21 protein-coding genes, 1 tRNA gene and 1 pseudogene are annotated in these 23,277 nt (G+C 53.6%); 12 read left to right on the forward strand and 11 right to left on the reverse strand.

Annotated elements, in window-relative coordinates; all coding sequences use genetic code 11:
- Positions 1–408 precede the first annotated feature (408 nt).
- From E8K88_RS17255 to E8K88_RS17285, 7 genes are all read right to left on the reverse strand, one after another.
- A complete protein-coding gene (locus E8K88_RS17255; protein ID WP_136407919.1) occupies positions 409–933 on the reverse strand; it encodes a phosphoribosyltransferase in 525 nt (174 codons plus the stop codon).
- 116 nt (positions 934–1,049) lie between these two features.
- The gene (locus E8K88_RS17260; protein WP_136407920.1) at positions 1,050–2,474 is read right to left on the reverse strand and encodes an adenylosuccinate synthase; all 1,425 of its coding nucleotides are present in this window, start codon (positions 2,472–2,474) and stop codon (positions 1,050–1,052) included.
- A 150-nt stretch (positions 2,475–2,624) separates the two neighbouring features.
- Positions 2,625–3,779 (reverse strand): ATP phosphoribosyltransferase regulatory subunit, encoded by a 1,155-nt coding sequence (locus E8K88_RS17265; protein WP_136407921.1) that lies wholly within the window; start codon positions 3,777–3,779, stop codon positions 2,625–2,627.
- A gap of 235 nt (positions 3,780–4,014) precedes the next feature.
- Entirely contained in the window at positions 4,015–5,277 is a 1,263-nt protein-coding gene (gene rho / locus E8K88_RS17270) for a transcription termination factor Rho (protein ID WP_136407922.1), read from the reverse strand.
- Between the two features lie 416 nt (positions 5,278–5,693).
- Positions 5,694–6,023: a thioredoxin TrxA gene (gene trxA, locus E8K88_RS17275; RefSeq protein WP_136407923.1), complete on the reverse strand. Its 330-nt coding sequence runs from the start codon at positions 6,021–6,023 to the stop codon at positions 5,694–5,696.
- 225 nt (positions 6,024–6,248) lie between these two features.
- A complete protein-coding gene (gene serB / locus E8K88_RS17280; protein WP_136407924.1) occupies positions 6,249–6,962 on the reverse strand; it encodes a phosphoserine phosphatase SerB in 714 nt (237 codons plus the stop codon).
- 164 nt (positions 6,963–7,126) lie between these two features.
- A complete protein-coding gene (locus E8K88_RS17285) occupies positions 7,127–7,714 on the reverse strand; it encodes a TetR/AcrR family transcriptional regulator (RefSeq protein WP_136407925.1) in 588 nt (195 codons plus the stop codon).
- Between the two features lie 106 nt (positions 7,715–7,820).
- Here E8K88_RS17285 and E8K88_RS17290 point away from each other — a divergent pair, with 106 nt between their 5' ends.
- The 5 genes from E8K88_RS17290 (at position 7,821) to E8K88_RS17310 (ending at position 13,683) form a co-directional block, all read left to right on the forward strand.
- On the forward strand, positions 7,821–8,348 hold the full coding sequence (locus tag E8K88_RS17290; RefSeq protein WP_136407926.1) for a TRAP transporter small permease: 528 nt from the start codon (positions 7,821–7,823) through the stop codon (positions 8,346–8,348).
- Positions 8,349–8,352: 4 nt separating this feature from the next.
- Positions 8,353–9,654, forward strand: a complete 1,302-nt coding sequence (locus tag E8K88_RS17295; protein ID WP_136407927.1) for a TRAP transporter large permease — start codon at positions 8,353–8,355, stop codon at positions 9,652–9,654.
- 229 nt (positions 9,655–9,883) lie between these two features.
- The gene (dctP, locus tag E8K88_RS17300; RefSeq protein ID WP_136407928.1) at positions 9,884–10,900 is read left to right on the forward strand and encodes a TRAP transporter substrate-binding protein DctP; all 1,017 of its coding nucleotides are present in this window, start codon (positions 9,884–9,886) and stop codon (positions 10,898–10,900) included.
- 40 nt (positions 10,901–10,940) lie between these two features.
- On the forward strand, positions 10,941–12,128 hold the full coding sequence (locus tag E8K88_RS17305; RefSeq protein ID WP_136407929.1) for a lipid-transfer protein: 1,188 nt from the start codon (positions 10,941–10,943) through the stop codon (positions 12,126–12,128).
- A 19-nt stretch (positions 12,129–12,147) separates the two neighbouring features.
- Positions 12,148–13,683 carry an AMP-binding protein gene (locus E8K88_RS17310; protein WP_136407930.1) on the forward strand — a complete coding sequence of 512 codons (1,536 nt, stop codon included), beginning with the start codon at positions 12,148–12,150 and terminating at the stop codon, positions 13,681–13,683.
- Between the two features lie 63 nt (positions 13,684–13,746).
- Here E8K88_RS17310 and E8K88_RS17315 read toward each other — a convergent pair whose 3' ends face one another.
- Positions 13,747–14,343 carry a LysE family translocator gene (locus E8K88_RS17315; protein WP_136407937.1) on the reverse strand — a complete coding sequence of 199 codons (597 nt, stop codon included), beginning with the start codon at positions 14,341–14,343 and terminating at the stop codon, positions 13,747–13,749.
- 159 nt (positions 14,344–14,502) lie between these two features.
- On the opposite strand from E8K88_RS17315, the gene E8K88_RS17320 reads away from it, so the two are divergent.
- Positions 14,503–15,966: an aminotransferase-like domain-containing protein gene (locus E8K88_RS17320; RefSeq protein WP_136407931.1), complete on the forward strand. Its 1,464-nt coding sequence runs from the start codon at positions 14,503–14,505 to the stop codon at positions 15,964–15,966.
- A gap of 70 nt (positions 15,967–16,036) precedes the next feature.
- Here E8K88_RS17320 and E8K88_RS17325 read toward each other — a convergent pair whose 3' ends face one another.
- A complete protein-coding gene (locus tag E8K88_RS17325; protein ID WP_136407938.1) occupies positions 16,037–16,912 on the reverse strand; it encodes a pirin family protein in 876 nt (291 codons plus the stop codon).
- Positions 16,913–17,088: 176 nt separating this feature from the next.
- Here E8K88_RS17325 and E8K88_RS17330 point away from each other — a divergent pair, with 176 nt between their 5' ends.
- Positions 17,089–18,000 (forward strand): LysR family transcriptional regulator, encoded by a 912-nt coding sequence (locus tag E8K88_RS17330; protein ID WP_136407932.1) that lies wholly within the window; start codon positions 17,089–17,091, stop codon positions 17,998–18,000.
- A gap of 12 nt (positions 18,001–18,012) precedes the next feature.
- Here E8K88_RS17330 and E8K88_RS17335 read toward each other — a convergent pair whose 3' ends face one another.
- Positions 18,013–18,690: an RluA family pseudouridine synthase gene (locus E8K88_RS17335; protein WP_276606682.1), complete on the reverse strand. Its 678-nt coding sequence runs from the start codon at positions 18,688–18,690 to the stop codon at positions 18,013–18,015.
- Between the two features lie 515 nt (positions 18,691–19,205).
- Between E8K88_RS17335 and coaBC the strand changes: the two genes are divergently transcribed.
- Entirely contained in the window at positions 19,206–20,510 is a 1,305-nt protein-coding gene (gene coaBC, locus E8K88_RS17340) for a bifunctional phosphopantothenoylcysteine decarboxylase/phosphopantothenate--cysteine ligase CoaBC (protein WP_136407934.1), read from the forward strand.
- A gap of 92 nt (positions 20,511–20,602) precedes the next feature.
- Positions 20,603–20,695: transfer RNA gene (locus tag E8K88_RS17345), tRNA-Leu, on the forward strand.
- Positions 20,696–21,117: 422 nt separating this feature from the next.
- Here the strand turns inward: E8K88_RS17345 and E8K88_RS18100 are convergent.
- Entirely contained in the window at positions 21,118–21,273 is a 156-nt protein-coding gene (locus tag E8K88_RS18100) for a hypothetical protein (protein ID WP_168797385.1), read from the reverse strand.
- 199 nt (positions 21,274–21,472) lie between these two features.
- Here E8K88_RS18100 and E8K88_RS17350 point away from each other — a divergent pair, with 199 nt between their 5' ends.
- The 3 genes and pseudogenes from E8K88_RS17350 to E8K88_RS18425 all read left to right on the forward strand — a co-directional run.
- Positions 21,473–22,354, forward strand: a complete 882-nt coding sequence (locus E8K88_RS17350) for a hypothetical protein (RefSeq protein WP_136407935.1) — start codon at positions 21,473–21,475, stop codon at positions 22,352–22,354.
- A gap of 15 nt (positions 22,355–22,369) precedes the next feature.
- Entirely contained in the window at positions 22,370–22,927 is a 558-nt protein-coding gene (locus E8K88_RS17355; RefSeq protein WP_136407936.1) for a hypothetical protein, read from the forward strand.
- Positions 22,928–23,177: 250 nt separating this feature from the next.
- A pseudogene (locus tag E8K88_RS18425) lies at positions 23,178–23,277 on the forward strand (DUF1153 domain-containing protein); the annotation flags it as partial.

The raw sequence follows: 23,277 nt of genomic DNA on the forward strand, positions 1-23,277 counted from the left end.
GCGATCAGCGAAGCCCTCTACTATAGCACAGAAATTCAAAGTATTTTGAAGTATTTTGAATTTCTTTTTCTTCACTCTAAAAAATCTGATCTTTCAAATTCTTATCAGCGAAGCCGGCTAGTGTATCACGGTTTTAAGACGCTCAGAAAACTTTTCTTCGAATCCTTTCGCAACCTCTGCATCGGTCCCTTGCGAAACCTACGCTGTCTGTCGCGAAGGGCGCAACTATAGCGCAGTTTTGAGGCGGCTTGAAGCTGAAACACATATTTTTCACACCTCCTCTGTGTAATGTCTATGCCCAACAAAAATGCCGCGCACTGTTTACAGTGAGCGGCATGACTATAGAGCGCAATCGTTACGAGCTATGAGGGAGCGGTCGACAGCGTGTCATCAGCTCCAGCCAGCAGCTCAAATACTCCACTTGCTTTCCAGATCGCTAGGGCGAGTGTTGTCGTAGTTCTCAAACGGCTGGTGAATCCAAGGGTTGGTAGGCAGGTCTTCGACCGAGTATTCCGCTCTGAAAGTCGAGATTCCTTTGGTCCAAATCACTGCTGTGCGCAACTCCGTGATCGGAGGATAGCTTTCGCGCAGCATCTTGACGACAGCTGCCAAGGTGTGACCCGTATCGGCCAGATCATCGACCAACAAAACCCGACCCGACACCTCGCCTTGTGGCGTGGTGATGTACTTGGCCAAATCCAGATGGCCCTGTATGGTGCCAGCCTCAGCCCGGTAAGAACTGGTTGACATGATAGCCAGCGGTTTATTAAAAATACGACTCAAAATGTCGCCAGGCCGCATACCACCACGCGCCAAGCACAAAATGGTGTCAAATTCCCATCCTGAGCGATAAATTTGCAGGGCAAGTTTTTCGATCAGGCTGTCATATTCATGGTAGCTGACATACAGGTGCTTGCCATCTTCGGTCAACATAGTGTGGCGCTCTCAGGTTTTATTATTCAAAGTAGGAAGGGAGAAACTCAAGACGTGCATTTTACCAAGTCATACCGTCCCACCGCTGTCTGCAGCGGGCCGGTATGTGACAAGGCTTAAGCGCAGGTCACAGAGTACTCAAAGGGCTTGTGACGCAAAATCGTATGGTCGCGATCAGGGCTGGTGGAAATCACAGCAATCGGCACACCACAGACTTGCTCAATACGCTCTAAGTACTTGCGGGCGTTTTCTGGCAACTTGTCGTACTCAGTAACACCCACAGTCACATCACTCCACCCATCCATCGTTTCATAGATAGGGGTGCATTCAGCAATATCGTCAGCGCCCAGCGGCAAAATGTCAATGCGCTGGCCATTGAGTTCATAGCCGACACAAATTTCCAATTTGTCGAGACCATCGAGCACATCCAGCTTGGTGATGCACAGCCCCGTCAAGCCATTGACTTGCGCACTGCGCTTGAGCAGTGCCGCATCGAACCAACCGCAGCGGCGTGAACGGCCTGTGGTTACGCCCTTTTCAGCGCCAACGGTGCTCATGTGGTAGCCAGGCGTGCCAGGCGTTTCCCAATCCAGTTCAGTAGGAAACGGGCCGCTGCCAACACGCGTGCAGTATGCTTTGGTGATACCCAAAACGTAGTGCAGCAAAGATGGACCGACGCCAGAGCCAGCTGCGGCGTTGCCAGCCACGCAATTGGACGAGGTCACAAATGGGTAAGTACCGTGGTCAATGTCGAGCAAGGTGCCCTGCGCGCCTTCAAACAGCAGATTCTCACCACGATGGTGAGCCGCATTGAGCTCAACCGACACATCGGCAATCATCGGCTTGAGCCATTCGGCCTGTCGCATGGCTTCGGCAAAAATAGGTTCAAACTGCAGCGCGCCATCCTGCACAAATGGCTTGAGTGACTCTGGTGTTTCCAGTTCGTTGGAGTGCAGGTACTCGACCAAAATATGGTTGTACAGACCCAGCTGGTCTTTGAGTTTGGCCGCAAAGCGCTCAGGATGCAGCAGGTCTTGCACGCGCAATGCGCGGCGAGCCACTTTGTCTTCATAAGCAGGGCCGATACCACGGCCTGTTGTGCCGATTTTCTCGCTACCACCGCGTTCACGGAAGGCTTCACGCACAATGTCCAAATACGCATGCTGAGGCAAGATCAATGGGCAAGCCTCGCTGACACGCAGGCGCTCACGCACCACCACGCCAGCTGCTTCCAAGCCCGCGACTTCTTCCATCAGTTTGGCCACAGAGACCACCACACCGTTGCCGATATAGCAAGTCACATCCGCACGCATGATGCCGCTGGGCACCAAATGCAACGCGGTTTTGACACCATTGATGACCAAGGTGTGGCCGGCGTTGTGGCCGCCATGAAAGCGCACCACACCTTTGGCACTCTCAGTGAGCCAATCGACCAATTTGCCTTTGCCTTCGTCACCCCATTGGGTGCCGACCACCACCACATTGCGACCATGGCGTTTGGCGCCTGCTGTTGCGATAGCGGGGTTTACGGTTGTGTTCATACTGTTTCCTATTAACACGGTACAAATAAAACTGATTCAGGCAGCCAGCATCCGCTCTTGCCCAACGGGAGACAAGAGCTTTGGTGCTGGCCACCATTGCATGGAGAAAGATTCAAACGGTTTTCAAATAGGCTTGTTAGGCAGCCTTATTCACACAAGCGGCTGCAGCTGCCATTGGCCTTGATTCAAGACCAGTTTTTGACTGCAGCGGAATTCATCGGCCTCTGAGGCACTGCCTGGCAAAGCCTGGATCACCACTTGCCCTTGCGCGCGCAGTTGCCGGATGGCTTCGCGCAAGCTGTCATCCTTGGACCATGGCGCCAAAATAGCTGTTTGCAAGGCGCGCTGAGCCACCACAGTCACCAGTTGCTTGATATCCAAACTAAAGCCTGCGGCTGGACGGTTGCGGCCAAAAGCAGCACCGACTTCGTCATAACGACCACCTCGCACCAATGCGTCGTTGCAACGGTTCACATAGATCGTGAAACGCATACCGCTATAGTAGGCATAACCGCGCAGATCTGCCAAATCATAGGAGACTTGGACACGATCACCGATTTGCTGGCCCAGCCATTCCAACTCATCGATCACCGAAAGTGCCGCTGGAAAATCTGCCAAACGCTCGCGTGCTTGACTCAGCACAGCGCTATCACCATACAGTTCAAGCAAAGCCATCAAACCAGCACGTGAAGCAGCAGGAAAATCTCTGGTCAATGCGGCCAAGCTGCTGGCATCTTTCGCAGCCAAGGCGCTGTGCACATTGCGCAGCGTATCCATGCTGAGCATGACGCCGCCCATAAGGCTTCTGGCAATACGCACATCGCCCATGACGACAATAGGCCCTGTGACTGAGGCTTTATTGACGCAGTCCAGCGCCAGCTCAATCGCCTCAAGATCAGCTTCCAACCCTGTGTGCCCATAAACTTCGGCGCCAAACTGCAGAGGCTCACGCGACGCATAAGGACGCTCTGGCTTGGTATGCAGCGCCACGCCGCAGTAGCACAGACGGGTTACACCAGCACGGTTGAGCAAATGGGCATCAATGCGCGCCACTTGTTGCGTGCTATCGGCACGGATGCCCACAGTGCGACCTGAGATTTGGTCAACGGATTTGAAGGTTTGAAGATCGAGCGCTTCCCCCGTGCCTGTCAGCAAGGATTCCAGATACTCCATCAGCGGCGGGATGACCAGTTCATAGCCGTATGTGGCCGCCACATCCAACAAGCTGCGCCGCAACTCTTCTATGTGGCGCGCCTCGGAAGGCAAAACATCGGCGATATGGTCGGGCAAAACCCAGGCAGACATGGCAATTTGGCGCGGCTGTTAAAAACCGTATTCTACAGATTCACACCAAACATATCCTTAAACTACGACTTTGAGGCAGAGAATTGAAAATTAATGTCTTCAATTTGTCACGCCCGCAGCGCAGAACATCATCTGCAGGCAATAAAAAAGCGCTTGTAAATCAAGCGCTTTTCGTTCACTCCCCGTCAGATGCCTGCGGGCAGTGTGGGCTCAAAAAAAGATCCGCACAAAGCCTTTAGCCACCACGGCGCATCATGTCAAAAAATTCATGGTTGTTTTTGGTGGTACGCATGTTTTTCAGCATCAATTCCATGGACTCGATCTCGTCCATATTGAAGAGGAACTGGCGCAAAATCCGGGTTTTCTGCAGGACCTCAGGCGCCAGCAGCAACTCTTCACGACGCGTGCCACTTTTAGACAATTCCACAGCTGGAAATACCCGCTTTTCATACAGGCGGCGGCTGAGATGGATCTCGCTATTACCCGTGCCTTTGAATTCTTCGAAAATCACCTCATCCATGCGGCTGCCGGTATCGACCAAGGCAGTGGCAATAATGGTCAGAGAGCCCCCCTCCTCCACATTGCGTGCAGCACCAAAGAAACGCTTAGGACGGTGCAAGGCATTCGCATCCACACCGCCGGAGAGCACTTTGCCTGACGATGGCACGACGTTGTTGTAGGCCCGCGCCAGACGAGTAATCGAATCGAGCAAAATCACCACGTCTTTTTTCAGCTCAACCAAACGCTTGGCACGCTCGATCACCATCTCGGCCACATGCACGTGGCGCGCGGCTGGCTCATCGAATGTCGAAGCAATGATTTCGCCTTTGACCGTGCGCTGCATTTCAGTCACCTCTTCAGGGCGCTCATCGACCAGCAACACCATCATATGCACATCCGGATTATTGGCTGTAATCGCATGCGCAATGTGTTGCATCATCATGGTCTTGCCGCTCTTAGGTGGCGCCACGATCAACGCACGCTGGCCTTTACCGAGCGGTGCAATGATGTCGATGATTCGGCCTGTGATGTTCTCTTCACTTTTGATGTCACGCTCAAGCCGCATTTGTTCTTTAGGGAACAGCGGCGTGAGGTTTTCAAACATCACTTTGTGCTTATTTTGTTCGGGAGGGCCACCATTGACCTTGTCCAACTTGGTCAGCGCAAAATAACGTTCGCCGTCTTTAGGCGTACGCACCTCGCCTTCAATCATGTCACCCGTATGCAGATTGAAGCGGCGCACCTGGCTAGGCGAAATATAGATGTCGTCAGTACTGGCAGTAAAACTGGTATCTGGGCTGCGTAAAAAGCCAAAGCCATCGGGCAAAATTTCGAGAACACCATCGGCAAAAACTTGCTCACCCTCTTTGGCACGTTTTTTAATGATGGCAAACATCAATTCTTGTTTGCGCATGCGGCCTGTGTTTTCAATACCTAAGGCCTCGGCCTGCGTCAATACTTCAGACACGTGCAGTGCCTTGAGTTCATTCAAGTGCATGAATAGTTTCTCCAGTGTGGGAGATCAAAGAGTGGAGGAAGCGTGAAAGATTGCTTGTTCGCCTAGATACAGGCTGAGACGATGCATTTTGATAGCGCTCGGTTAGAGCCGTTGGCGCTGACGATATGTTGTTTGCGTTAAACAGGCATATCGGATAAGAGCATCTATTGGGGAAACAGACGCAATGGGGTGATTATGACAGCAAATGGATTTTAAAAAACAATCCTGAATAAAAATAACATCAGGGTTTTTCAGGCATTTGGCACTGCAAGCAGCAACAGGCGCCGTTGATTGGCATCTATCCTATCACCTAACAAATAATGAATGCGGCCAGGCCACAACGACTCAGTCGTGGTGCATGCATTCAAGCAATGAGGGGTGAAGTGCTTCACCCGCCCAGCCCAAGACAGGAGCAATTACAGCGCGCCGTCAATGAATGATTGAATTTGGGCTTTGCTGCCAGCACCAACATTCGTTGCAGCCACTTCACCGTCTTTGAACAGCATCAAAGTAGGAATGCCACGAATGCCATATTTGGCTGGAACTTCGCGATTCTCATCGACGTTGACCTTTTTGATCACCAGCTTGCCTTGGTAAGCTGCAGCCAATTCATCCAAGACAGGAGCAATTTGCTTGCATGGGCCACACCACTCAGCCCAAAAGTCCAACAACACCGGGGTGGAAGATTCAAGCACTTCGGCCTTAAAAGAGCCATCGGTAATATGGGTGATCAAAGCATTGGACATGGAACGTCTCTCTCAATCCAGACAAGTCAAAAAAGGAATACAGCAAGTGCATCTCAGCGATGCTGGCGTTTGCCATCAGTACAGGCAAAACACACAGTGCCTTTATTCTGACAGAAGTTGAGAGACATTGCAGTCACTCGCGGCAATTGAACAACAGGGCTTGCGGCGGCGGCAGCTCTGCAAACACAGGTTTTTTTAGCCCCAAGCTGCCCTTTGAACAAATGATTAGGGCTTGAGCACTTCCAGCAAACGGTCCAAGCCGCCTTCATTGATGGACACTTTGGCTACTGCTCTTACGCGTGGTTTAGCGTGGTAGGCCACAGAAACGCCAACGGCTTGCATCATCGCAATATCGTTGCTGCCATCGCCTACTGCGATCACTTGGGCCGGCTCAATGCCCATCAAAGAAGCCAGGTCCAACACCGTACGGCGCTTTTCTTCACCATCGCAGATATCGCCCCAAGACTGGTCCGTGACACGGCCCGTCAATATGCCATCTTTGACTTCCAGCAAATTGGAGCGCGCAAAATCCAAGCCCAGCTTGGCTTTGATTCGATCGGCGAAGAAGGTAAAGCCGCCTGAGACCAATAGCGTCTTCAACCCGGCTTGCTGGCATGCTTGAATCAGTGTCTGTGCTCCGGGGCTTAGCTGCACCCGCTCGTTATAGACCTGTTCCAGCTGCGCAGTGGTCACGCCTTTGAGCAAAGCCACGCGCTGGCGCAGGCTCTCTTTGAAGTCGGTGATGATGCCTTGCATCGCAGCCTCCGTAATGGCGGCCACCTCCGCTTTTTTCCCCACCACATCGGCAATTTCGTCAATGCATTCAGTGGTTACCAAGGTGGAGTCCATATCGAATGCAATCAGTTTGAAATCTTGCAACGATAGAGGAGGCTCAATGCCTTGAATTTCCAGGCCTTTGGCCCATTCTTGCTTGCTCATAATTCGAAAAAAGAATTTGCAGTCTCAATCAGTGCGCGGTGTTTGACCACCACACTGCAGGCTGAACAATCGCCGCACACACCGTGCGCCGCTTGTGAATCAGATGAATGGGCCGATTATGCGATAAATACCTGCAGCTTGAGCACCAATCGTGCCCAGCCCACTCAGACTTTTGGGACTGCACGATCGACAATAATGCCTTGCAAAATCAAAGTGTATAACTCGTCAAAGGCCTGCTCCATCGACAACTGGGCAGACTTCAAGAAAGCATTGGTTCGTATCACCAACGAGGCGCGCACCAAGACGACTGCAATCACATCGGCGTGCGCCGGCCTGAACATACCTGCAGCCTGTCCGCGCATGATCAATTGCTTGACGCCTTCAATGCGTTGCTGCTGGTAGTCGTCAAACAGCTTCTGTGAGGCCGGATTGCTCTCGACCTCGGCCCTAAATGTATCGGAGAGCCGCTGGCCTGCTTGAATCCCAATCGCCATATAAGCCTGGATCAGCTTGACCAAGTCCTGCTCTTCGCGCTGCAACACCGCTGCACTGTCTGCCAACAGGCCTGCGAATAATTGATCCACCACCAGCAGGAATATCTCCTCACGTGTGGCGGCAACCTCATACAACCTTCTTTTTGAACATGACAGCTCTTGGCAAAGCTGCGCCATGGTGAAACTGCCGATACCGCGCTGAATCACAAAGCGGGTGAGCTCTTCTAAAAAATCTTCTTTGGTTCTGGTGGTTCTCATGGAAAACACTGATTAAAAAAACAGCGGTATGGCGTTTGCCCTGAATTGACAGACGGTGAAGTTCGGCTTTTAATGGTACCAAATTAAACAATATGGTACCAATAATATGGAGACACTCAACACTACGCAACAGCGCGCTGAGCCTGAAGAACACCAGCAGCAATGTGATGCGCCACCACGCCTGAGATGGGAAGACTGGCTAGGCGCGGCCATTCTGGCCTTGCTGCTGATCATGACATTCTCCAACGTTCTGGTGCGCTATCTAAGTAACCAGTCATTTGCCTGGACTGAAGAAATCTCGGTCTTCTTGCTGCTGGCCATGACTTTATTGGGCGTGGCCTCTACCGTTGCCGCCAACGAAAGCATACGGATTGACTTCGTTTTGAATCGCCTAGGCTTAAAGGGACGGCGCGCCATACTCGCTATCACCGCCCTACTCGGAATGCTGGTGTTTGGCTTGCTGGGCCTGCTGTATGCAATGACTGGCTGGACCGAATGGACCTATGATGAAACCACCTCAGGCATGGGCGCGCCGCGCTGGATCTACACCATCTGGCTGACTGTGCTGGCGATTGCTGTCACGCTGCGCTATGCACAAGCGGGCTGGCGCGCACTGAAAAGAGGCGAGGGCTAAGAACATGCTGAGCGTTTTGCTGTTTGTGTCTTTTTTGGCCTTGATCGTACTGGGCATTCCTGTGGCCCTGGGCCTTGCGGTCAGCGCCATTGTGGTGGTGGTCATCGCAGGTGTTGACATGCCCTGGTTCGGCTTATTCACCGTGCAACAGAGCTTCGATGCTGCGATTGGCAAATATCCGCTGTTGGCCTTGCCCATGTTCATCTTGGTCGGCTCAGTATTTGACCGCTCTGGCGTGGCGCAGCGCATGGTCCATTTCGCCGTGGCGATTGTGGGCAGGAAACCAGGCAAGTTGCCCATCGTTGTGATTCTTGTAGCCATGGTGCTGGGCGGCATTTCTGGCTCAGGCGCAGCACTGGCCGCCGCCATTGGCGGGGTCATGGTGGCCTCGATGTCACGCGCAGGTTACCCGCGTCCCTTCACCGCCACAGTGATTGGTTCTGCGACAGCTGCCGATATTTTGATCCCGCCCTCAATCGGCTTTGTGATTTACAGCATCTTGATGCCCAACACCTCCCTGCCCGCCTTGTTTGCAGCTGGTATGTTTCCAGGCATTTTGGCCGGCATCGCCTTGATGGTGCCCGCGTATTGGCTCTCGCGCCGCCATGGCTTGGGTGCCAACGAAGGCCACGAACCCAAGCCGGCACTGTGGCCCGCTTTTAAAGAAGCCAGCTGGGGCTTGGTCACACCGGTACTGATCTTGGGCGGCATGCGGGCCGGCTGGTTCACCCCCACCGAAGCGGCGGTAGTGGCAGCCGTCTACGTCTTGTTCATTGGTATGGTCGTGCACCGCACTATCCGGCTACGCGATTTGGTGCCCATCTTTGCCGATGCCATGCGTATCTCGGCCCTGATCATGGCGATCTTGGGCATGGCCGCCATCTTTTCTTATTGCGTCAACACCATGGGACTGACTGACCCGGTGATTCAATGGGTGGCCAGCCTGGATATAGGCTCAACCATGGCCTTGATCGTCGTACTGCTGATCATTGCCGCCATCAGCGTCTTTCTCGATGGCACCTCGGTCTTGATGATTTTTGTGCCAATGCTGGTGCCCATCATCCACCAATTTGGCTGGGACCCCATCTTGTTTGGTGTGCTGGCCATGATGGTCATGGCCATTGGCCAGTTCACGCCACCAATGGCCATGAATTTACTGGTGGCCTGCAAGGTCGCCAAAACCTCGATTGAAGCCACTCTGCCCTGGGTGCCCTGGTTCATTGTCAGCTTTGCTGCAGCCACCGTGGTAGTGGGCATCTGGCCAGAAATTGCCCTGTGGCTGCCAAGAGTGCTTGGCTATCTATAAGGGCCAACCCATCCTCATGACGCATGACCGCGTTGGAGCCCAAAAGGATACGCTGCACAGCAACAGGCGCCTTGCACTGCCTCTTTTTAGTGCCTTGCGCGACTTGCGTGCAGATTTTAAACCGGCTCTAAACCGGCTCTAACCAGTGCCATGTCCATGGCGGCAGAGAGCAATGCATTGATTTTTTCACACGACCAAGCAACACAAACACGTTTTTAGGAGACATCCAATGATTCAACGCCGCACCATATTACAAGCCTCCGCCATTTTCCTGGGCGCGTCCGCTCTAGCAGCGCCCGCGCTGGCCAGCTACAAAAATGAGTACCGCCTGTCATTGCCGGTAGGGCCCGGCACGACTTGGTACCAAGGGGCAGAAAATTTTGCACGACTGGTTGCAGAAAAAACCGACAAACGCATCAACATCAAGGTCTACCCCGGCTCCAGCCTGGTGCAAGGTGCTCAAGACCGCGAATTGACCGCCTTGCGTCAAGGCCTGATTGATGTACTGGTGGGCACCACAGTCAACTGGTCTGGCACGGTGAAAGATTTCAATGCATTTTCTTTGCCGTTTACCTTCCCCTCTGAGAAAGCCGTGGATGCGGTGCTGCAATCAGACGCCTTGAACCAGGATTTCTACAACATCGTGCGCAAGGCTGGCATGGAGCCATTGGCATCGGCCGAATACGGTTTTATCCAGCCAATCAATAGCAAGCGGGACTTGCGAGCAGAGCAAGACTTCAAAGGGCTCAAGATGCGCGTGGTGGCCACGCCGATTCAGCAAGAGGTCATGCAAGCCTTTGGCGCCAACCCAACCACGATGAGCTTTGCCGATGTGCAAGCGGCCTTGTCTACTGGTGCGGTCGATGGCCTGACACTGACTGAAGAGCAATTTCTGGTCTACAAATTTCACACCGCTGGCCTCAAACACCTGACCCGCGCCAATCTGTACAACGAGTTAATCCATTTCAATATCGCTAACCCGGTGTGGAAAAGCTGGAGCCCTGAGGACCAAGAAAAAGTGCGTGAAGCAGCCAAAGAAGCGGCAGAACAAATGACCGCCTCTGTGCGCGCCGCTTACCGCAGCAATGACGCCGCACTCAAAGCGGTTGGCGTCGAGGTCGTGGAGTTGACGCCTGAAGAGCAAGCGGCCTGGATTGCCGCGACCCGCCCGGTCTATGACAAGTGGAAAAAGCAAACCAATCCGGCGCTGATCGACAAAATCGAAGCCGCGATTAACACCCCCTAAGCCACCGGCCTTAGCCACTTTTATTATTTTGGAGACAGCGATGCAAGAAAAAGTCTATGTAGCCGGCGTTGGTATGACTGCCTTTGTCAAGCCTGGCCAGGACGCCCCCTACACCGTCACCGCACCACAGGCCATTGGCCAAGCCCTTCAGGATGCTGGGCTGGATTTTGACAAGATCCAAGAAGCCTATGCTGGCTATGTGTATGGCGACTCGACTTGCGGCCAGAGGGCTTTGTACGAAGTCGGCATGAGCGGCATACCACTTGTCAACGTCAATAACAATTGCTCCACCGGCTCATCGGCGCTGTATCTGGCACGCAAGGCGATTGCCAGTGGCTCAGCCGATTGCGTATTGGCGTTTGGTTTTGAGCAAATGCAGCCTGGTGCCTTGGGCCAAATGTGGCATGACCGGCCCAACCCGTTTGACCGCTTTAATGCGATCACTGATGCGGTAGATCCAGATTTACAAGCGCCCTTGGTCATCCGTTACTTTGGGCTAGCTGGGCAAGAACACATGCGCAAATGGGGCACATCCTTGTCCACTTTCGCCAAAATCAGGGCCAAGGCCAGCCGCCACGCCCAGCACAATCCACTGGCGCTGTTCCGCACCCCGGTAACAGAAGAAGAAGTGCTGGCCAGCGCGGCCTTGATCCCTGGTGCCATGACGCGTTTAATGGCCTGCCCACCCACTTGTGGCGCCGCAGCAGCCATTCTCGTCAGCGAGACTTTTGCCAAACGCCACGGTCTTGATCGCAGCGTGTCGATCCGGGCGCAAGCCTTGCGCACCGATGAGCCACAAACCTTTGAAGGCGCATCGATGATCAATCTGGTCGGCTCGCCCCTGTCGGCCAAAACGGCCCAACAGGTCTATGAGGCTGCAGGCGTTGGACCGCAAGACATTGACCTGTGCGAATTGCACGATTGCTTTGCACAAAACGAACTGCTCACTTACGAGGCGTTGGGCTTCTGCGCTGAAGGCCAAGCCGAACAATTTGTACTGGATGGCGACAACACCTACGGCGGCGCAGTCGTCACCAACCCCTCAGGTGGGCTGCTCTCAAAAGGCCACCCATTGGGTGCGACTGGCTTGGCCCAATGTTATGAGCTGACACAGCAGTTGCGTGGCAATGCGGGCGTGCGCCAAGTACAGGGAGCGCGTTTGGCCTTGCAGCACAACATCGGCTTAGGCGGCGCGGCTGTGGTGAGTTTGTTTGAAAGAACGGCATAACACGCCCAGGATTGTCACCATGCCTTTCTACAAATTTTTAGACCGTGGCGCCAGCTTTGACCCGCAAGCCGTGTGCCTGCAACAGGGCACTGCACAATGGACTTATGCGCAAGTACAGCAGGCCTCGTATTTGCTGGCAGACAAACTGCGCTCACTGGGCCTGGGCCCAGGCCACCATGCGTCGGTGCTGAGCAAAAACGACGCCAATGCATTCATGTGCTTGTTTGGCATCAACCGTGCTGGCTTGGCCTGGGTGCCGGCCAACCCGCGCCTGAACCAGCAAGACAACCAGTATTTGCTCGACCAATTCGATTGCCAGGTGCTGTTGTTTCACAGCGCCTTTGAGTCCATGGTTCGCCAGCTGGTCAAAACAACCCCCAAGCTCAAGCACCTGGTGTGCATTGATCGGGCCTTGGAGGGCATTGTTTCCTTGCAAGAGTGGACGGCGAACGCCTCGCCCAGCACCGAGAGCTACGCCAGCCAGCCTGACACCTTGGTCATGCTGGCGCCGACTGGAGGCACCACAGGCAAATCCAAAGGCGTGATGCTGACCGAGCGCAACCTGCTCGCGTACCAGGCTGGTTTTATGGTCAGTCTGGCCTACGACCAAGCCGAGCGGCCAGTGAATCTTGCCGCCGCCCCACTGACCCACGCCGCAGGCCTGTGCACGTTCCCCGTGATTGCACGCGGCGGCAAAGTTGTGGTGCTGGAGTCACCTGAGCCGGCCAGCATGCTGGCAGCCTTGGCTTCTAGTGGAGCGACGGAAACGTTCTTGCCCCCAACAGCGATTTACCGTCTGCTGAGCCACCCCGATCTTGCCAAGTACGACTACAGCCAACTGAAGTATTTTGTGTATGCAGCTGCGCCCATGTCCGTTGAAAAGCTCAAACAGGCGATTGCAGCATTCGGCCCATGCATGACCCAGGTGTTTGGACAAACCGAAGCACCGATGATTTGCACTTTTTTATCGCCCAAAGAGCACATGCAAGGCAGTGCATTGGCGCCTGATCAAACGCTGTCGAGCTGCGGCAGGCCCACGCCCTTGGTGGACATCAGCATCCAAGACGAGCTCGGCCAGCAGTTGCCACACGGCCAGCAAGGCGAGATTTGCGTCAAAGGTGATTTGGTCATGGCCGGTTATTACAAACAACCCGAGCTGACCGCGCAGACCATAATCGATGGTTGGCTGCACACAGGCGATGTCGGCTATATCGATGCAGACGGCCGGGTGCATATTTGCGATCGCAAAAAAGACATGATCATCTCTGGCGGCTACAACATTTACCCACAAGAAATCGAGCAATTGATTTGGGCGCACCCCGCAGTCGAAGACTGTGCCGTCATTGGTGTTGCCGATGAGGATTGGGGCGAGGCCGTGAAAGCGGTGGTTGAGCTCAAAGCCAACGCTCGTGTGACGGCCGAGGAGTTGATGGCGTTGTGCAAGCACGAGCTAGGCAGTCTGAAAACGCCAAAGTCCGTGGACTTTGTGGACAGCCTGCCGCGCAGCGTCAATGGCAAAGTACTGAAGAAGGATGTACGCGCACTGTATGCGTAATTGCCCCCCTACAGTGGTGCCGCGTTGTGAACCATGCAGCCACACCCGCGGCAGCCGCTTGCTTTAAACCACCATCGGATAAATCGACAACACCAGCAGTAAGGCCATGGAGGTGTTGAAGATTTTCACGGCTTTAGGGTCATGCAGCCAGCGCTTAAGCGCCACACCAAACAAGGTCCACAGCGAAATCGTAGGCAGATTCACACAACCGGTAATGGCAACCGCAATCAGCAAATTAGCCATGAAATTGTTGTGCGGAATATAGACCGCAATCACCCCCAGGATCATCGCCCAGGCTTTGGGGTTGACCCACTGAAAGGCTGCAGCCTGCACAAAAGTAAAGGGCTTGCCCTCTTTCTCGCCCGCCCCTACCGGCCCTGAAAATGCAATCTTATAGGCCAAATACAGCAAATACACGACACATAACGCCTTCAAGACCGTGTGCAGCACCGGCCAGCGCTCAAAAATCGCGCCCAACCCCAGACCCAGCACGAACAGCATGGCCATACAACCGCCGCTAATACCCAGCATATGGGGAATACTGCGGCGAAAGCCATAGTTCAGCCCCGAGCTGGCCAACATGATGTTGTTGGGCCCCGGTGTGATTGATGAAGCGAAAAAGAAGGTGGCCATTGGCAACCAGAGCAGCAGTGCATCCATGATTTTTCTAGTGATTCGAACAAAAAACAATGCCGTGCAAATGCCCCAGTATGTTTCTCCAAGCATGGGCAATGCAGCGAGATGCACTTTATCACCCGCAACCAGTACAGTACCGGTACAATTTAACATCCAGTTTACCAACCGTACCGGTTCGAAACCATGAGCACTGTACAGATTGATGCTTTCACAGCACCACAGCGCCACCACGACCAAACCTTGACCGCTCAAATTACCCAAATGATTGAGCACAAGATCACCGGCTTGGGGCTGCGTCCAGGCAGCAGGTTGCCCTCGATTCGTGCGATGGCTGAACATTTAAAGGTCAGCCGCTTCACGATGGTCGAAGCCTATGAGCAGCTCACCAGCAAAGGCTGGCTGCAAGCGCGCCCAGGGGCTGGCTATTTTGTCAATGCGCGCCCTGCGCTCAAAGATGCGGATGTGCTGTCGCTGCACCCGCCCCATGCGGGCCAAAGTGCGACTGGCGGCAACAGCAATCCACCGGCACTCGACGTCTCCTGGTTGCTAGAGAGCACCTTGCGCGACATGGGTGGGCGCTTTAATCCGGGCACCTCAGCGCTGATGCCCAAGGCTTGGCTGGACGCCGAGCTGGTGGCATCTGCAATCCGCAGCGTGGGCCGAAGCTCCTGCGCCTCCTTGATGGAATATGGCAATGCACAAGGCTATTTGCCACTGCGCATCAGCATCGCAGAGCAACTGCAATTAATGGGCATTGCCGCGCATGCGGAACACAATATGCTCATCACATCCGGTGTCACCCATGCCACCGATTTGGCGCTAAGAACCCTGGCAGCACCAGGCGATACCGTGCTGGTAGAGGATCCCGCCTGGTATCTGGTGTTCGCTCGGCTGGCCGCTGCAGGCGTGCGCGTTATCGGCATTCCGCGCACACATACGGGTCCTGATTTGGACATGCTGGAGCACCTGGTACGCCAACACCGCCCCAAGCTGTTTTTCATCAATAGCGCCGTGCACAACCCGACCGGCTATAGCCTTTCGCCGCGCAGTGCCCACACCATTCTCAAGTTGGCGCAAGAGTATGACTTTCACATTCTGGAAGACGACACCTACGGTGAATTGCACCCAGGCGGCGCCATCCGCATTGCCGCACTCGATGGCCTAGAGCGCGTGCTGCTTACTGGTGGCTTCTCCAAACCTTTGGCCGCAGGGCTGCGAATTGGCTATATTGCCGCCTCTGCCGCCCTGACCAAACGCCTGACCGACTTGAAGCTGCTATCAGGTCTGACCACCCCAGAACTGCCAGAGCGGGTACTGCAGCACATCATGGCAAGCGGTCAGTACAGCAGGCACATCCAACGCTTGCGCCAAGCCGTAGACCACGCGCGCCACCAAGCCATGGCATTTTTCAAACCACTGGGTTTGGCTCCAGATCCCGCGCCGCATGCGGGTCTTTTCTTGTGGCTCAATTGCCAACAAGACAGCGAACAACTCGCCCGCAAAGCAGCCAGCCAGGGGCTGATTTTGGCACCTGGGCGATTGTTTTCACCGGCCCAAGTGCCAGACACGCATATTCGCTTATCGGTCTCAATCACGGAAAACCCAGAAGCACTGCAGCTGCTTAAAAGCTTGCTGAGCCAAGCTTGAATGCGCCTTGGACGAACAAAGGCTGGACCAAGAAAAGCGGGCTAAACGCCCGCTGCTTGATGGCTCTGGCTTACGCTGCCACTGAGGTCATTTGACCGAACTTCCCGCCTTTAAAATCGACAAAGGCCTGCCGAATCTCTGCCTCGGTATTCATCACAAATGGGCCATAACCCACTACGGGCTCTTCAATCGGCTCGCCCGAGAGCCACAACACCACCGCATCGCTATTGCTCTCAAGCTGCACCAAAGAGTCATCGCGTGAGAGCTGCACCAGCTGCCCTTCACGCACGACCTCCGCATCATTGACCAGCACCGTGCCATGCAAGACTACCAAGGCCAAAGTCCTCCCTGCTGGCGATGACAACGTGACGCTGTGATTGGCTTTGAGGTGCACGTCCCACACATCCATCTCTGAAAAAGTACGGGCAGGCCCGGCCTTGCCTTCATAGCGCCCAGCGATAACACGCAAATGACCTGCATCGTTGTCCAGCGGCACATGTGGGATGTCTTGACTCAGCAAGGTCTGGTAGCCCGGCTCGACCATTTTGTCTTTGGCCGGCAGGTTGACCCACAGTTGCACCATCTCAATGCGCCCACCAGTTTTGGTAAACGCCCGTGAGTGGAACTCTTCATGCAAAATGCCTGCCCCAGCAGTCATCCACTGCACATCGCCAGGGCCAATCAAGCCGCCTGCGCCTGTCGAGTCACGGTGCTCAACCTCGCCCTGGTAGACGATGGTGACGGTTTCAAAGCCCCGATGCGGGTGCACGCCAATGCCTCTGGGCTTGTCAGTGGGCGTGAAATCAGTAGGCTGGGCATGGTCGAGCAGCAGGAAAGGGCTCAAGCTTTTGCCATGGTCGTTGTAGCTGAACAGCGAGCGCACGGGAAAGCCATTGCCGACCCAATGGGGGCTTGGTGCACTGTAAATGCCTTGGATATTTTTCAACATGATGCTTTACTCCTGTAGCTAGCAAACGAACTACCGCGTTCGCAACCCGCGCCTAGAGCCTGCCCAACGCCGTGTTGGGCAATCACCTCTGTAGCGCCATGCCTAGAATATAGTTTTGCAACAATATTTTTAAAAGAGGCAAATACCAGACGCATTGTCCTATCATTAGAACAATGAACACCGTCGATTTGAATGACCTCTACTATTTCGCCAAAGTCGTTGAATTTGGCGGATTTGCCCCTGCCAGTCGCGCATTGGGCACACAAAAATCCAAACTGAGCCGCCGTGTTGCCGCACTCGAAGAGCGCCTGGGCACGCAGCTGATACTGCGCTCAACGCGCAGCTTTGCCGTCACCGACATCGGCCGGATCTACTACCGACACTGCCAGGCCATGCTGACCGAGGCAGAAGCGGCTGAAGACTCGGTGCTGGCCTCGCACACCGAGCCGTGTGGCAAAGTGCGCATCAGCTGCCCAGTGGCCTTGCTCGCCTCGCGCATCGGCCCCATGCTGGCGCAGTTCATGCTGCGCTATCCACGCGTGCAATTGCATGTAGAAGAAACCAACCGCCCCGTGGATGTGGTGGCCGAAGGCTTTGACTTGGCCTTGCGTGTGCGCCCCTTTCCGCTGCAAGACAGCGATCTAGTCATGCGTGCACTGGCCAATCGCCGCCAATGTCTGGTGGCCAGCCCCACACTGCTGGCCCAATACCCACCTGTGACAAGCTTTGCTGAGCTGGCCAATTTGCCCAGCATGGACCATGGCCACCCCAAAGAAGAGCACCAATGGGTATTGAGTGGCCCACAAGCCGAGCAGCAGGAGATCAAACACCGGCCGCACTACACGACCCAAAGCTTGCTGGCCTTGCGCGATGCAGCGATTGCAGGTGTTGGCGTAGTCCAACTACCGCGCATGTTTATCCATGAACAATTGGCCAAAGGCGAACTGCTGGTCGTCATGCCTGATTGGGAGCCTCGCCTTCAAGTGCTGCATGCGGTATATGCATCTAGACGTGGCCAACTGCCGGCCGTGCGGCATCTCATCAATTTTTTGGCAGAGGAATTTGCCAATAATTTCGACGATTAATCGCCACACACATTAAAAAGCAGCGGGGACCTCAAAAAACAAGTCCTTGCCTGTGACTGGATGGGTAAAACCCAACTCACGCGCGTGCAGCAACAAGCGTGGAGCGGCTGCTAAAGTCTCGCCTTGGGCATACAGTGGGTCGCCCAGCATCGTATGGCCAATACTTTGCAAATGCACCCGCAGTTGGTGCGTGCGGCCGGTGAACGGCTCCAAATCCAAGCGGGTGTGCGCAATCGGGTAGCTTGGGGCGCCATCTGGCGTGGGCAAAATACGCCAACGCGTTTGGCTGGGTTTGCCTTTTTCAAAATCCACCACGTGCAAGGGCCTGCGCTCCCAGTCAAGAATCAACGGTTTGTCGATCAAGCCCCAGCCATCGTCCGACTCAGGCGCAGCCATCACTCCTTCCACCACGGCGGTATAGCGCTTGTGGATGCGGCGCTCAGCGAATGCCATAGACAGCTGGCGGTGCACGTCAGGGTTGCGTGCCAACACCAAAATACCGGAAGTCGACATATCCAAACGGTGCACAATCAGTGCATTCTTCCAATACTGCTGTGCACGCCAAGCCAGCGAATCTAGCTTGTGCTCCCCCCTGCCAGGCACACTGAGCATTTCATGGGGCTTGAACAGCACCAGCAAGTGCTTGTCTTCGTGCAGCGCACGGGGTTTTTCAACCAGAGATAATGGCAAATCGGCATTCATAGCCGGTATTTTGGCATCCCTCAGAGGCGCCACAAACCAATTAAGACAATGCAAGCACTGCAGGCAGCTCAACGCATCCGATTTCTCTACAAACAAATGCAACAACGTGCATGGCCTATATCCGTTAGACTCGTCCCTCTATAAGAACGTGTTTACGAACTTTTTGCAGTCGCGCAAGGCACAAAAAAGAGACAGTGCAAGGCGCCTGTTGCAGCTCATACGTGTGTATGAGCAAAACGGGCAACGCCGCAATGCGTTTTTTTATACCTTGCCCTTCGGGTTGGAGTCCAAAAGGCACGCTGCCTTGTTCAAAATCCTCGCCGGGCAGATAGTCCGACTGCGGTTTTTGCCGCGCATCGCANCTAAACACGTTCTAAGAATTGCAGCGCAGGTTTGCGCCTCGGCCAGCGTTTACTGTGATTTTTTAATCCCCCCTTCTCACACCTGACGAACAGGCCGCACCACATACCAATCTTGCTCCTACCGTCAGCCCTCGCACCACCATGTCCAAGCCCTACCCCATCACCTACCCCAGCACCAGCGAAACCGATGAGCAAGCCTTGCAAGCCAGCCCCCAAGCAACGCCGCAACAAGAATTGGCTGGCAAGCATATTCTCTTGGGCTTGACTGGTGGCGTGGCCTGCTACAAAAGTGCGGAGTTGTGCCGATTGCTCATCAAAGCGGGAGCCACCGTGCAGGTCGTCATGACGGAGGCCGCTTGCGAATTCATCACACCAGTCACCATGCAAGCCCTCTCTGGCAGGCCCGTGTTCATCTCGCAATGGGATTCTCGGCCTGACAACAACATGGCCCACATCAACCTCAGTCGTGAAGCTGATGCCATGGTGTTAGCGCCATGCAGTGCCGACTTCATCGCCAGACTGGCCCAAGGGCGCAGCGACGAACTGCTCAGCCTGATGTGCCTAGCCAGACCGATTCAACACATCCCACTGTTGATTGCTCCCGCCATGAACCGAGAGATGTGGCTGCACCCTGCGACAGCGCGCAATATGCATCAAGTTACGCAAGATGGCGCAACCATATTGGGTATTGGCAACGGCCTGCAAGCCTGTGGTGAAACCGGCGACGGCCGCATGCTGGAGCCAGCACAAATCCTCCATGATCTGATTGCGCAATTCACGCCCAAAAGCCTGGCTGGCAAACGCTTGCTGGTCACAGCCGGCCCCACGTTCGAGGCCATCGACCCAGTGCGCGGCATCACCAACCGCTCCAGCGGCAAAATGGGCTTCGCGATTGCACAAGCAGCCCAAGAAGCAGGCGCCGAAGTCACGCTGATCAGCGGCCCTGTGGCCCTGCCAACACCGCGCAACGTGGCGCGCATCGACGTGCAATCGGCCCAGCAAATGCTGGACGCAGCACTCTTGCACGCTGATGCAGCCGATATTTTCATTGCCACTGCAGCTGTGGCCGACTGGCGCCCAGCCAACAGCGCCGAACACAAAATCAAAAAAACTGAGGGACAAGCCACGCCCGCACTGCACTTCATTGAAAATCCCGATATTTTGGCCACGATCGCCAAAACTCCAGCAGCCGCCAGCGGCAAACTCTACTGCGTCGGCTTTGCCGCAGAAAGCGACAACCTGATTGAATACGCCAGCGCCAAACGCAAGCGCAAAGGCATCCCGTTGCTGGTCGGCAATATTGGCCCCAATACCTTCGGGCAAGACGACAACATCCTCACCATTTTTGACGAACAAGGCCATCAGCAACTGCCCAAAGCCAGCAAACGCGTGCTTGCCAAACAACTGCTGCAAGAGATCGCCCTACGCCTTCAACCCGCCCATTGAACATTAAAAACAAAAATACGCTTTTACCGGGGCCGCAGTGCAGTAGAATCTTCGCTTTGCTGCTGTGCCAACTCTGTGTTGGCCACTAGCAAGCCCCGGTGGTGGAACTGGTAGACACAGCGGACTTAAAATCCGCCGCTTACCGTCAAAGGGGCGTGCCGGTTCGATTCCGGCCCGGGGCACCATCTACTAATTAAATCAATGTCTTACGGGCATTTTAAGAGCGACACATGTGATACTCACGGTGTCGCTTTTTTGTTTTTGACGCAAAGTTTGACGCATCATTTGACGCAAAAAATCTTTGAAGTGCGTTTTCAAATCCTCAGCACTCGAGTGATCAAAATTGTTGCTTTTTTGCAAATTATTTTAGATCAACAATTTACATCGCATTCTTTAAGTTCTCTTTCCAGCGCTTGCCCTGCCTTCGCTGGTCGCAGGCCAAGCATCAGAACTGCACTCAATCAATGCCAAAATGGCAGAGACGAAGGCAGACATAGTTTGTTTTAATTCAATAAGATAAAAAGAGAACAATCGATGTATAGGTCAAACAATAAGCCAAAAGCATGCGTTTTATTTTGGCCATTTTTGGTTATTTTTGGCTCTTAAATCAAGACAGGCGCACATCAAAGTACGCCTCTTCTGCCGCGCCAAGATGCTGGAAGCCCGCCTGTCGCGCTTTGTCAAAAGCCTTGTGAAACTGCTGCGCCTGTTTTTCTTCGGCCTTGCTCAAAGTCACGCAGCCCTTAGATAGTGTCTTTGTCAAACTCTACTCACCTTGGCCGCCTGCTGATCTTCTGCTCCACGCTGCGTGAGTACGGAGCCATGCGCACCACCTTACTACTAAACAATAAGCAGTGACCGGCAACGCGTCAGTGTGAACAAATGATTCACAACTGCAATGCACGCACCTTAACAAGTTCATGCTCTTACCATGCTGTGATCACACCACATGAGGGAATAGCATGCCTACTTTTCGAAGAAACACAGGCGGACAAGTCACAGGAACTATTGACTTGGTTCAAGGCAACACGTTGCGCTTGAAAATAGATGGCGTGGTAAAGGGTGGCAAGGCTGACCACTATCAAATTAGAAGTTCCAGCCCTCTAATCACTGTGACTCAAAGCCCCAATGAGAGGCAGCGCGAGCAAACCATCACGCTCAAAGTGAGTGAGACAGGCACAGCACAGCTGATCACTATCAGCGCACACTCTCTAAACAACAATAGCGTGGGGGCTTCATTCAGAATAAATATTTTGCCGAAGTTAGTTTTGCCAGATTTCGCAAGTGAAATCGGTATTGTTACCCATTTACTTCTAGCCGAGAGCATAACCCCAAATATGGTTAATTATGGTGATGGGTCTGAAGCATTACGAGCTATGGAGTTAATGCGAGAAGTTCTCGACAATCGTCTCTCCGCTGCAAATTCATCCGATTTACTACGCAGCTATGTTGCGTGCAACCCAACTACGAACGATATGCGCGGAATTGTGCGAGCAAATGTTTGCGGACGCGCACCAGCATCTCAATTCGAAGGCTTCGATGGGGTTAGAAGCTCTCCAGCAGCAGATCAACTAAAGGTTATCAATGCTGTCTTAGCGCAAGCTAATGATGGTTCGCATAATTTATTTGAAAAGGCTAGAGCTCATGTGGAGAGAGCTATTCAAATCGCATCGCTTCCATCCAGAACTCAGGCTATCACTGAGTCATCACTTGTCTACTGGCGAACTACCTCAACGGGAGCACCTTCATCTCACGCAAAAGAGCAAAAGGTTCTTGCAGGACAAACATTTTTCTCTTTAAGTAGCAATTTTTTAAAAAACCCTCAAAATCCCGGAAAAACTTAAGATAGGGCATGTGACATGAATTGGCGAACCAATACTTTAGGCGTAATTTTATTTCTGACTAATACAGTAGCTTTAGCCGAAGTGATCCCATACCCATCTATATTTTCGGAAGCACCAGTTAAACGCTTTCAACCAAATGAAAATTTCCGTTTTAATTTAATCGAGCGTGAGCTACGCAATCTAATAGCATTTGCTGGAGATCCGAAAATCATCAATAATTTTTGTGCTTCTGGTTTCAAGTTCTCGAATGGAGATCTCATATCCACCGTAATTTGGGAAAACAGAGGTCATTTCTATTTTTGGATGGGTTCAATCGAAGAATACTCAAGAAAGGAATCCCTCACATTGGCTATGTCAAAGTATGCGAACCTAAACAATGCTGTTGACGACGGTGAGGTACTTTCAGGCCCTAGGACAGTCAACAAATCTCAAGCCAAATCCGCCATTGAGGATTGCGAAAAATACGGTCAAAAATTCATCGTCCCGCCTTTCACCCCTGAGCCGGAGAAAAGCGACGACGACCTTGAAGAGGAGCTGGAATATATCGACGAATCCGACAAGGGGAAGGACTAAGCTGGCCTAGCTAGGCCAAGCTCCCTGCAGCCTCAGCACCTTGGCCTGGCACTTGCGGTAAAGCTTGACCGTAGGCAGGGCTGGATCGGAATAAAAAGCCCCGAAGGGGTTGAGCTTGTTCTACACCTGGCGCACGTTCCAAAAAAACCCGCAATTCGCGGGCTTTTTTGAAGTCATATGAGCAAATCTGTCACGTTGTGTATTGACCCACTAAAAAGCTGCACAGGTGTTATCGTGAAAGGAAATGACGATGGACACCCGAATGGAAGAAGAAATCAAACGCTGGACGCCCAAGCGTAAAACGGCCTTGATTCTGGAAATTCTGCAAGGAAAGACAACAGTTTCAGAGG

The sequence above is a fragment of the Lampropedia aestuarii genome (assembly GCF_004803635.1).
In the GTDB taxonomy this organism is placed as follows: domain Bacteria; phylum Pseudomonadota; class Gammaproteobacteria; order Burkholderiales; family Burkholderiaceae_C; genus Lampropedia; species Lampropedia aestuarii.

Coding starts and splice junctions, on each gene's coding strand:
- E8K88_RS17255 (WP_136407919.1), bottom strand. CDS start 933: ATGTTGACCGAAGATGGCAAGCACCTGTATGTCAGCTACCATGAATAT.
- E8K88_RS17260 (WP_136407920.1), bottom strand. CDS start 2,474: ATGAACACAACCGTAAACCCCGCTATCGCAACAGCAGGCGCCAAACGC.
- E8K88_RS17265 (WP_136407921.1), bottom strand. CDS start 3,779: ATGTCTGCCTGGGTTTTGCCCGACCATATCGCCGATGTTTTGCCTTCC.
- rho (WP_136407922.1), bottom strand. CDS start 5,277: ATGCACTTGAATGAACTCAAGGCACTGCACGTGTCTGAAGTATTGACG.
- trxA (WP_136407923.1), bottom strand. CDS start 6,023: ATGTCCAATGCTTTGATCACCCATATTACCGATGGCTCTTTTAAGGCC.
- serB (WP_136407924.1), bottom strand. CDS start 6,962: ATGAGCAAGCAAGAATGGGCCAAAGGCCTGGAAATTCAAGGCATTGAG.
- E8K88_RS17285 (WP_136407925.1), bottom strand. CDS start 7,714: ATGAGAACCACCAGAACCAAAGAAGATTTTTTAGAAGAGCTCACCCGC.
- E8K88_RS17290 (WP_136407926.1), top strand. CDS start 7,821: ATGGAGACACTCAACACTACGCAACAGCGCGCTGAGCCTGAAGAACAC.
- E8K88_RS17295 (WP_136407927.1), top strand. CDS start 8,353: ATGCTGAGCGTTTTGCTGTTTGTGTCTTTTTTGGCCTTGATCGTACTG.
- dctP (WP_136407928.1), top strand. CDS start 9,884: ATGATTCAACGCCGCACCATATTACAAGCCTCCGCCATTTTCCTGGGC.
- E8K88_RS17305 (WP_136407929.1), top strand. CDS start 10,941: ATGCAAGAAAAAGTCTATGTAGCCGGCGTTGGTATGACTGCCTTTGTC.
- E8K88_RS17310 (WP_136407930.1), top strand. CDS start 12,148: ATGCCTTTCTACAAATTTTTAGACCGTGGCGCCAGCTTTGACCCGCAA.
- E8K88_RS17315 (WP_136407937.1), bottom strand. CDS start 14,343: ATGGATGCACTGCTGCTCTGGTTGCCAATGGCCACCTTCTTTTTCGCT.
- E8K88_RS17320 (WP_136407931.1), top strand. CDS start 14,503: ATGAGCACTGTACAGATTGATGCTTTCACAGCACCACAGCGCCACCAC.
- E8K88_RS17330 (WP_136407932.1), top strand. CDS start 17,089: ATGAACACCGTCGATTTGAATGACCTCTACTATTTCGCCAAAGTCGTT.
- coaBC (WP_136407934.1), top strand. CDS start 19,206: ATGTCCAAGCCCTACCCCATCACCTACCCCAGCACCAGCGAAACCGAT.
- E8K88_RS17350 (WP_136407935.1), top strand. CDS start 21,473: ATGCCTACTTTTCGAAGAAACACAGGCGGACAAGTCACAGGAACTATT.
- E8K88_RS17355 (WP_136407936.1), top strand. CDS start 22,370: ATGAATTGGCGAACCAATACTTTAGGCGTAATTTTATTTCTGACTAAT.